The organism is Streptomyces sp. NPDC029164 (assembly GCF_055563995.1).
The window spans coordinates 105,466-113,463 of sequence record NZ_JBVHWW010000031.1; the positions used below are offsets into that span (position 1 = coordinate 105,466).

Here is a 7,998-nt window from a genome sequence, read left to right on the forward strand (position 1 = left end):
GGAAGGTTCCGAAGGGAGAAGAGCGAAGATAAAACACGGGAAAACAACATGTGGAACGGCGGAAGCCAGCCAAAACATCCCTTTCGGCCGGGCCACCCCCCCCCCCCGGCCGAGCGGACTGCTGTCTTCGCCTACCCCACCAGGCACCGACGGCACCGCAGACGCGTGCCGGGCGGGCCCCGCGGGGACATCGCGGGGCCCGCCCGGGCGATTCCGGCGGTTGTTGAACCGGGTGAAATCAGGGAGCCGCTGACCCCGGGGCGCCGGGAGTGCGGCGCACTTCCTCGGCGGCGTCCTGGCCCACCTGGCGCAAACCCTCCGCCGTCTCCTGGCCGACGCTCTGAGCTTGCTCCTTGGTCGCCTCCGCGGCCTCCTGGGCGGTGCCCTTCACCGCTTCCACGGCCTGGGCCGCAGGCTCCCGCATCTCTTCCTTGACCTCCTGGGCTGCTTCGACAACCGTCTGCTTGACGGGCTCCAGCAGCTCATCCGAGTGCTCACGCAGCTTCTGCCCCGCGCGTTCCTCCGCGTCGGTGGTCGGCAGGAGAGCGGCAGTGAGCATACCCGCGCCGAAGGCGATCAGCCCCGCGCCCAGCGGGCTGCCCTGCGTCTGCCGCTTCACCTGCGAAGGCGCCTGCTGGACGGTCTCGCTCACCGTTCCGCCGACCTCTTTGGCGGTCTCCGCGATGCTGCCGGTGGCCTGGCTCAGGCTCTCGGAGGCTCCGTGCGCCGTGGTCTGTGCCGTGCCCATCACGCGCTCCTTCACTCCGCTTGCCCGCTGGCGCACCGAATCGGCCTTGCGCCGTGCCACCCTGCGCGGGGTCATCCTGTCGGCCAGGGCATCGACGTTGTGCGCCAGGTGCGCGCGCCGGTACTCCGCGTCGGTCCTCAGCTCGTCGGGTGTCGGGCCCATCGCGCATCCTCCTTCACCGATTCCACGGCCTGTTCGGGCTTGAGATGAACGTTGCGCCAGCCTGCGCGTCCGCTGACGTAGAGCGCCGCGCCGACGGCAGCCCACAGGGCGGTGACGATCAGCGCGGCCCAGGCGATGTCGATCACGTGGGCCATCGCGAAAACGGCGGTGAAGCTGCCGAAGAGCATCACCATGTGACCGGCGTAGCCCGCGCCGCCCAGCATCCCGGCCGCTTTGCTGGCCTTCACCGACTCCTGTTTCAGCTCGGCCTTCGCCAGTTCGATCTCGGTACGGACCAGAGCCGACAGATCCTGGCCGATCTCACTGACCAGATCACCGATCGACGGCTCTCCAGCCGGTGGCGGCGGGGCATGGCGTGTCGGCCGCTCCTGATATGCGGTGGCCACGGGTCACATCCCCTCTCCCGACCGCGGCGAGCCGCCGTACGGCGGCGCCCCGCCCGACGCCGGGTAGGACGGCGGCTTCGGAACCACATGCGGGGGCTGCGACTGGCCGTAGGTGTCGCTCAGGTCCTCATAACCGGAAGGCACGCCCGAGCGTCCGACCGCAGGAACGTCTCCAGCAGTCCGGTCCCCGGCAGCAACGTCGTCGCTTCCCTGGCCCCTACCGCTGTCGGTGGAGGAGTCCGCGCTTACTCCCTTGCCGGCCCGGCCGACGAGGAACCCGGCCACGGCCGCGCCTGCCAGGAAGGCGCCTGGGCGGCGGCGGGCGAAGTCCTGAAGGTCGTTGACCAGCCCGTCGGGCCCGCGCTGCTCGATGCGGTCGGCAGCCTGGTCGCCGCCGTCGGCTATCCGACGGGCCACGCCCGCCATAGTGGAGTCGGGCTTGCCGCCCTCACCCATCTCCCGCAGCTCCTGCGCAAGCAGGCGCACATTCTGCGAAAGACGCTCGGTCTGGGACTGCGCCTGTCCCTGGAGCTGACCACGCAAGTCGCCAACAAGACTCCGGGCCTGGGCGGTGGCCTCGCCGACGACGTTGGCCGCCTGCTCCTTCGCCGTCCCGCCCACCTCGGCAGCTTTCCCGCCGACCAGTGCGGCACCCTCGCTCGCCTTGTCCTGAGCCGTATGCGCTACCGCCGCCGTGCTGCCTTCCTGCCGGCGGCTCGATTCCTGGAAGTCACTCAAGGCTGGCTCCTAGTCAATCGAAGGATCGAGATTTCCCCGCCCAACCAGCGCCTGCCCATGTTTCGGCCGTTCACCCACGCGTGGTGAGGAAGGCGACGGGAGCCAGGCCGGGACCTGCGCCCATCGGGCATATTCACCTGCCGGAACGCCGAGGCGAGCTACGGACTGGGGACCGCGGATTGCGCATCTCTTCGGTCGGGCAGACAGCGGCCAGCGATCGAGGAAGCACGTTGTGCAAGCCCAGCAGCCGTACTCCTTGGACTGTGGCACCGCGGTGCCCGATCTCCAGGCCGGGCAGGGATGTCTGTCGCCACGCCACCTTCGCTGTCATGCCCGACGATCACCGCGGCCGCCATTGCGGTAGGCCCCGCAGGTGAACGCCGCACCGGAGCATCACCCGGTCGGAGCACGGCAGAGCACCGGAAGTCGTCGATCTCGTCGCGGACCAGATCGTGCCCGCCTTCGGCCCCAAGCCATGGCCATACTGACAGCGGAAGAAGGCCGGCTGTGCCACAGCGGCTACCGCGGATACACCGCCGAGCTGATGGGCTCGATGCCCAGCCGCTGACGCCCACACCCCCGCCGCACGGGTCCTGAGCACCGGCGTGCCCAGCTTCTTTCCCACCTTCGCCGAGCTGCAGCGCGAGTACCCCTCGGCTGTCCATCTGGACGACATGGCCTCCTGGGCCTTTCTGCCTTTGATCGCCTCCGACCGCGTTGTCGGCTCCCTCGTCCTCGCCTACGCCCAGCCCAACCCCTTCACCCCGGCCCAACGCGCGGTGCTGACCTCACTTGCCGGCCTTGTCGCCCAGGCACTGGACCGCGCCCGCCTCCACGACACCAAACACGAGCTCGCCCACACCCTGCAATCTGTCCTGCTACCGCACACCCTCCCGAACGTCCCAGGCTCCGATGTGGCCGCCCGCTACCTGCCCGCCGGCCGCAGCAAGGACATCGGCGGAGACTTCTACGACCTCATCCGCCGCGACGACGCCTCCGTCACCGTCGCGATAGGCGACGTCTAGGGCCACAGCATCACCGCCGCCCTCATGGGACAGGTGCGCACCGCCGTCCATGCCCACGCGACCATCGGCACGCCAGCGGGCGAAGTTCTCGCCCGTACCAACCGCCTCCTGGTCGACCTCGACCCGGGGCTGTTCAACAGCTGCCTTAGCTTGCTCTTTATGCTCTGGCTGACCCGTCCACCGATGTCTGACCGGGGCGGGTTTGTCTCATCGAAGCTGGACCACCAGGTCCAGGGGTGATGCTTCGGCCCGGTCTGCTGGGTCTGAGTGCCGTGGTGGGAGGCTAATTGGGTTGGCGGGTTCCTCGGGGGGTGTTAAGAACTGCGGGTGCTGGTGTTCGCGTGTGTGGCCTGTGGTTCTGCGATCACGGGACCGTTGACCGAGTTGGTTGAGATCCCCGTTCGTCCGATGAAGCCACCAGGTCATCATGAACGGCCCCAGCTATCGCCCGAACAAGCGCCCCAAGACCCCCACCGACAAGCCCCACAAGACCGACAAGCCCCCGGTCCGCTAACGCCCAGACCCGTCGATGTTCCATTCCCGCGGCAGTTCGCCATCGCAGAAGACGCAGACGAAGTCATCCTCCCGAACGATGTTCAGCTAGTCGCAGGCGGGACAGCGCCGGAACACCACCTCGTGGGTGAAGCCGGAAGGGTGCTCGATCCCGGCTGCATCCAGAGCCTCCACGACGGCCCGCCAGGAACTGACGTCCGGGCAGTATCCGGTCGACTGGTTACTCACCTCACCGACCACCCACTGCCCGGAGTCCTTACGGAAGCTCATCTCTCCGGCACCGAGAACGGGGCCGCCGCCGGCACACACCACGTGCTCGCTCCGGCGCGGCGCGAGCCGCAGCACGCCCGCCGAGTCGATGACGAAAGTGAAAGGCTCGGCCAGCTCCACCGCTGCCAGGCCCGACACCCAGTCGTTGAAGTCCGATGCCGAGTAGATGCTTCGGCCCTCAGCCTCCGGCCGGACAAGGGCCCGCAGATCAGGCGGTCCCACATACCGATAGCTCCACCCCAGCAAGTTCACGCTAGCCAAAGTAACCCCGGGCCGGGGCCAGGGCCTGGGGAATTACGTGAACTTACGCCTGGGGAATAACGGGCTCTGTCGGGGATCTTGTGATGTCGCAGGGCTGAGCTGGGCAGTCTCCGGGTGTGCGGTTCAGGGGTGTTGGGGCGGTTGTTGCCGCATCTGTCCGGTGTTGTCATCGAGTCGATCAAGCGAACGGCCGGGGTCATCACGTTTCGCGCAGGGTGTCAGACATCTCTGGTGAGATGCCCGGGATGCGGCATGCCGTCGTGGCGGGTGCACGGCCGGTACGTCCGCCGGCTCGGCGACGCGCCCGTGGCCGGCACGCCCGTAGTCATCGAGTTGACCGTGCGCCGGTTTCAAGTGTCTGAGCAGCCGGTGCCCGGCGGTGACGTTCGCCGAGCAGATCGAGGGGCTGACCAGGCCGCATGCCCGGCAGACGCAGGTGCTGCGGTCGATGCTCGCCTCGATCGCTCTGTGTCTGGCGGGCCGTCCCGGCGCCCGCCTGGCCGCGGCCCTCGGGATCCGCATCGCCAAGGACGCGCTGCTGGACCTGCTCCGCTCGGTTCCGCAGCCACCATTGGGCGCTGTCAGATTCCTGGGCGTGGACGACTTCGCTCTGCGCAAGGGCGACTCCTACGCGACGATCCTGGTTGATCTGGAGGCCCGCCGCCCGGTCGATGTCCTGCCCGGCCGGGACGCCGAGCCACTGGCCGCGTGGCTTCGTCGGCACCCGGAGGTGGAGGTGATCTGCCGAGATCGGGCCGGCGCCTACGCGGAGGGAGCCCGAAACGGTGCCCCGCAGGCGATGCAGGTCGCCGATGCCTGGCATCTGTGGCGGAACGTCGCTGAAGCGGTGGAACGAACGGTCGGATCCCACCACGGGTGCATCCAGGACGCGTTCGCGGCGACCCCGGTCATGGCGGAGGCGACCGCGAAGGACCTGGTCACGCCGGAGCCGCCCGGGCCGGTGGCCGCGCCGTTCGTCCCGCCGGACGGCACGCTCGACGTCAGCGGCCAACCCCGGCGCCTGGTGGCCCGCACAACAGAGAGATACACGGCGGTCCAGGCCTTGGTGGCCGAGGGGAAGTCCCTGGCGGCGATCGGCCGGACACTGCGGCTGGACCACTCCACCGTCCGCCGCTTCGCCCGAGCCGACAGCCTCGACGAACTCCTGGCCAAAGCCACCGGACGACTGTCCGTATTGGACGAGCACAAGCCCCACCTCCACGCCCGCTGGCTGGAGGGCTGTCACGACATTCCCCAGCTCCACCGGGAACTGGTCGAGCACGGATTCACCGGGAGCGTCCAGTGCCTCCGCCGCTACTTCCGCGCCTTCAGACCTCCCCGCCAACCAGGACGGAAGCAGCAACCGGCATCCCGGCCGCAGCCCAGGCCCGCCCCGAAACCCCGACGCGTCGTCCGCTGGATCATGACGAATCCCCAGCACCTCGTGGCCGCCGACGCCGCAGAACTGAAGGAGATCCGCACGGCTTGCCCTCACCTCGACGCCGCCGCACGGCACGTCCACGACTTCGCTGAACTGCTTCACCACCTCTGCGGAGAAACCAACTTCCCGACTGGATGGAGCGAGTCCTTGCTGACGACCTCCCAGCCTTCCACTCCCTGGTCAGCGGCCTGCGACGCGACCTCGACGCCGTCACCGCAGGACTCTCCACACATGGAGCTCCGGCCAGGTCGAGGGACACGTCACCCGCGTCAAACTCATCAAGCGCATGGCCTACGGCCGAGCCAACCTCGACCTCCTACGTCAACGCGTACTCCTGGGCCCATGACCCTGCGACATCACAAGATCCCCGACAGAGCCGAATAACGAGAACGTTCACACCTAGCGCCCTGACCGTGCAGATCGAACAACTCCTGCCCGCCGGGGCAGAGCCTGGCGTTCGCATTGCGGGATGCCTCGAGTGGGCGAAGAGTGGGTCTTGTATCGCCTGTGCATCGTCACTGTCTGAAACTCCGGTGACGTGGGCCGTCGCAGCCCTCGAGGGCCAGTCCACAAGGACTAGTCAGCACATCGCAAAGCGAATCTGGAAACCTCATGGCCAGAACCGCCCGGCGAGACGTTACCCGCATCGTCTGCGCATCGTGCCTGACTGCGGTGCTCGCGCTGCCGACAGGCGTGACCAGTGCTGTGGCAGCGCCCCAAGCCCTCGGCAACGCCACGACCGCAGCACCTGCACAGACACCAGAGCCTCCGGAGCCGGAGCAGCCGGAGCCGGAGCAGCAGCAGCCGGAGCAGCAGCCGGAGCCGGAGCCGGAGCAGCAGCAGCCGGAGCAGCAGCCGGAGCAGCAGCCGGAGCCGGAGCCGGAGCAGCAGCAGCCGGAGCCGGAGCCGGAGCCGGAGCAGCAGCAGCCGGAGCAGCAGCCGGAGCCGGAGCCGGAGCAGCAGCAGCCGGAGCAGCAGCCGGAGCCGGAGCCGGAGCAGCAGCAGCCGGAGCCGGAGCCGGAGCCGGAGCCGGAGCCGGAGCAGCAGCAGCCGGAGCAGCAGCCGGAGCAGCAGCCGGAGCCGGAGCCGGAGCAGCAGCAGCCGGAGCCGGAGCAGCAGCAGCCGGAGCCGGAGCCGGAGCAGCCTGACCAGCAGCAGCCGGAGCAGCAGCAGCCCGACCAGCAGCAGCCCGGAGATCGGGCAGAGCTGAATAAGGAGCTGGAAACGCAAACAAAGGAGCTGGAGGTACCGAAGGAGCTGCAGGGAGACCTGGACGAGCTGACCAAGGAAAGCAAGGAGCCGAAGGAGTTGAAAAAGCTGGAAGATGTGAAGAAGGAGGTTGGTCAGCAGATAAAGGAGATAAGGGATCCAGGCGAGCTGAAAAAGCTACAAGAAGTGAATGGCACAATAGAGCGGCTCGTCAACGACGCTAAGCAAACGCAGGTGCTGAAAAAGCGCACAATGGATTTGAAGGAGGAGATGGGTGAGCTCAAAGAATCGAAAGCCCCCAGGGAGCTGAAGGATTCCCTTGAGAAGTTGACTGTCGAGTTGAAGGTGATCATCGAGGACTCAAAGGCGCACCTAAAGGAGCGGAGCTCGTGCACGAGGATCGTGGAGCGCATCAGCGGCGCGCTGCAATGGATCTATGACCCGAAGACGCCACCGAAGGAACGGGTCACGAACGCGAGAATCGTGGAGCAGATCAGCGGCGCGCTGCAATGGATCTATGACCCGAAGACGCCACCGAAGGAACGGGTCACGAACGCGAGAATCGTGGAGCAGATCAGCGGCACGCTGCAATGGATCCACGACTCGAAGATGTCGCAAAAGGATCGAGACAAGGTAGAGAAGGCAGTGCAGCAGAGCACCCGAGCGCTGCAGATGATCTATGACCCGAAGACGCCACCGAAGGAGCGGGATAAGGCAAATAAGAAGGTGGAGTAGCTGAACAAGGCGCTGAAGCCGGATCTTTCCCCGCCTGCTACGCATGACCCAACCCCGAAGCTCATACCTAGCCCGATCGCGATTCATGTCACGTGGAGCGACGTGGCAAATCTGCTTGGGTATAAGCCGTCGTTCTGTGAAAGTCATGTGGACTTCTGCCTGAAAGAGTTGAATGGCTTCAATTTCCTGATCGTTGAGCCGGGGTATCCGAAGCTGCGAATTCCTAACGCCGCTTCGCTCCTGATCGAACTTATGAGGCCGGTCACGCTGTGCATTACTGGCCTGGCCGAGTGTCCCGTCGAGCTGAGGACCCAAGTCGTAACTCGGGCATGAGCCAAGCCCGCCGCCAGGCACGACGGCTGGCGGTACGACGAGCGTGGCCGCTCCTGCACTCAGAAGCCATCTCATTTGGATGGTTGGGTAGGCTGTCGTTCGTGGTGGGGATTGTTGAGCGGCTGGTGCCGGATGAGTTGTGGGCGCTGTTCCAGC

Annotated in this window: 6 protein-coding genes and 3 pseudogenes; 5 read left to right on the forward strand and 4 right to left on the reverse strand. The window is 66.9% G+C overall.

All coding sequences use genetic code 11. From position 1 onward, the window contains the following. Window positions 1-238: 238 nt before the first annotated feature. The 3 genes from ACZ4VT_RS27660 to ACZ4VT_RS27670 are packed head-to-tail and all read right to left on the reverse strand — an operon-like array spanning window position 239 to window position 2,055. Window positions 239-910 carry a DUF3618 domain-containing protein gene (locus ACZ4VT_RS27660; RefSeq protein WP_467953598.1) on the reverse strand — a complete coding sequence of 224 codons (672 nt, stop codon included), beginning with the start codon at window positions 908-910 and terminating at the stop codon, window positions 239-241. Next, a complete protein-coding gene (locus tag ACZ4VT_RS27665) occupies window positions 886-1,317 on the reverse strand; it encodes a phage holin family protein (protein ID WP_467953600.1) in 432 nt (143 codons plus the stop codon). The genes ACZ4VT_RS27660 and ACZ4VT_RS27665 overlap by 25 nt, the downstream gene beginning before the upstream one ends. 3 nt (window positions 1,318-1,320) lie before the next feature. Then, window positions 1,321-2,055 (reverse strand): hypothetical protein, encoded by a 735-nt coding sequence (locus ACZ4VT_RS27670; RefSeq protein WP_467953601.1) that lies wholly within the window; start codon window positions 2,053-2,055, stop codon window positions 1,321-1,323. A 383-nt stretch (window positions 2,056-2,438) separates the two neighbouring features. Here ACZ4VT_RS27670 and ACZ4VT_RS27675 point away from each other — a divergent pair. Beyond that, window positions 2,439-3,227: pseudogene (locus tag ACZ4VT_RS27675) on the forward strand (PP2C family protein-serine/threonine phosphatase); the annotation flags it as partial. A 265-nt stretch (window positions 3,228-3,492) separates the two neighbouring features. Further along, window positions 3,493-3,594: pseudogene (locus ACZ4VT_RS27680) on the forward strand (ATP-binding protein); the annotation flags it as partial. 86 nt (window positions 3,595-3,680) lie between these two features. Here ACZ4VT_RS27680 and ACZ4VT_RS27685 read toward each other — a convergent pair. Continuing rightward, window positions 3,681-4,115 carry a hypothetical protein gene (locus ACZ4VT_RS27685; protein ID WP_467953603.1) on the reverse strand — a complete coding sequence of 145 codons (435 nt, stop codon included), beginning with the start codon at window positions 4,113-4,115 and terminating at the stop codon, window positions 3,681-3,683. Between the two features lie 240 nt (window positions 4,116-4,355). Between ACZ4VT_RS27685 and ACZ4VT_RS27690 the strand changes: the two are divergent. From ACZ4VT_RS27690 to ACZ4VT_RS27700, 3 genes and pseudogenes are all read left to right on the forward strand, one after another. Beyond that, window positions 4,356-4,466, forward strand: a pseudogene (locus ACZ4VT_RS27690) (transposase family protein); the annotation flags it as partial. 37 nt (window positions 4,467-4,503) lie between these two features. Beyond that, window positions 4,504-5,949, forward strand: a complete 1,446-nt coding sequence (locus ACZ4VT_RS27695; protein ID WP_467953605.1) for an ISL3 family transposase — start codon at window positions 4,504-4,506, stop codon at window positions 5,947-5,949. A 228-nt stretch (window positions 5,950-6,177) separates the two neighbouring features. After that, window positions 6,178-7,509 carry a hypothetical protein gene (locus ACZ4VT_RS27700; RefSeq protein WP_467953607.1) on the forward strand — a complete coding sequence of 444 codons (1,332 nt, stop codon included), beginning with the start codon at window positions 6,178-6,180 and terminating at the stop codon, window positions 7,507-7,509. The last annotated feature ends 489 nt before the right edge of the window (window positions 7,510-7,998 follow it).

Excerpts from the sequence above, each read along its gene's own strand:
- ACZ4VT_RS27700 (WP_467953607.1), top strand. The coding sequence starts at position 6,178 with ATGGCCAGAACCGCCCGGCGAGACGTTACCCGCATCGTCTGCGCATCG.
- ACZ4VT_RS27660 (WP_467953598.1), bottom strand. The coding sequence starts at position 910 with ATGGGCCCGACACCCGACGAGCTGAGGACCGACGCGGAGTACCGGCGC.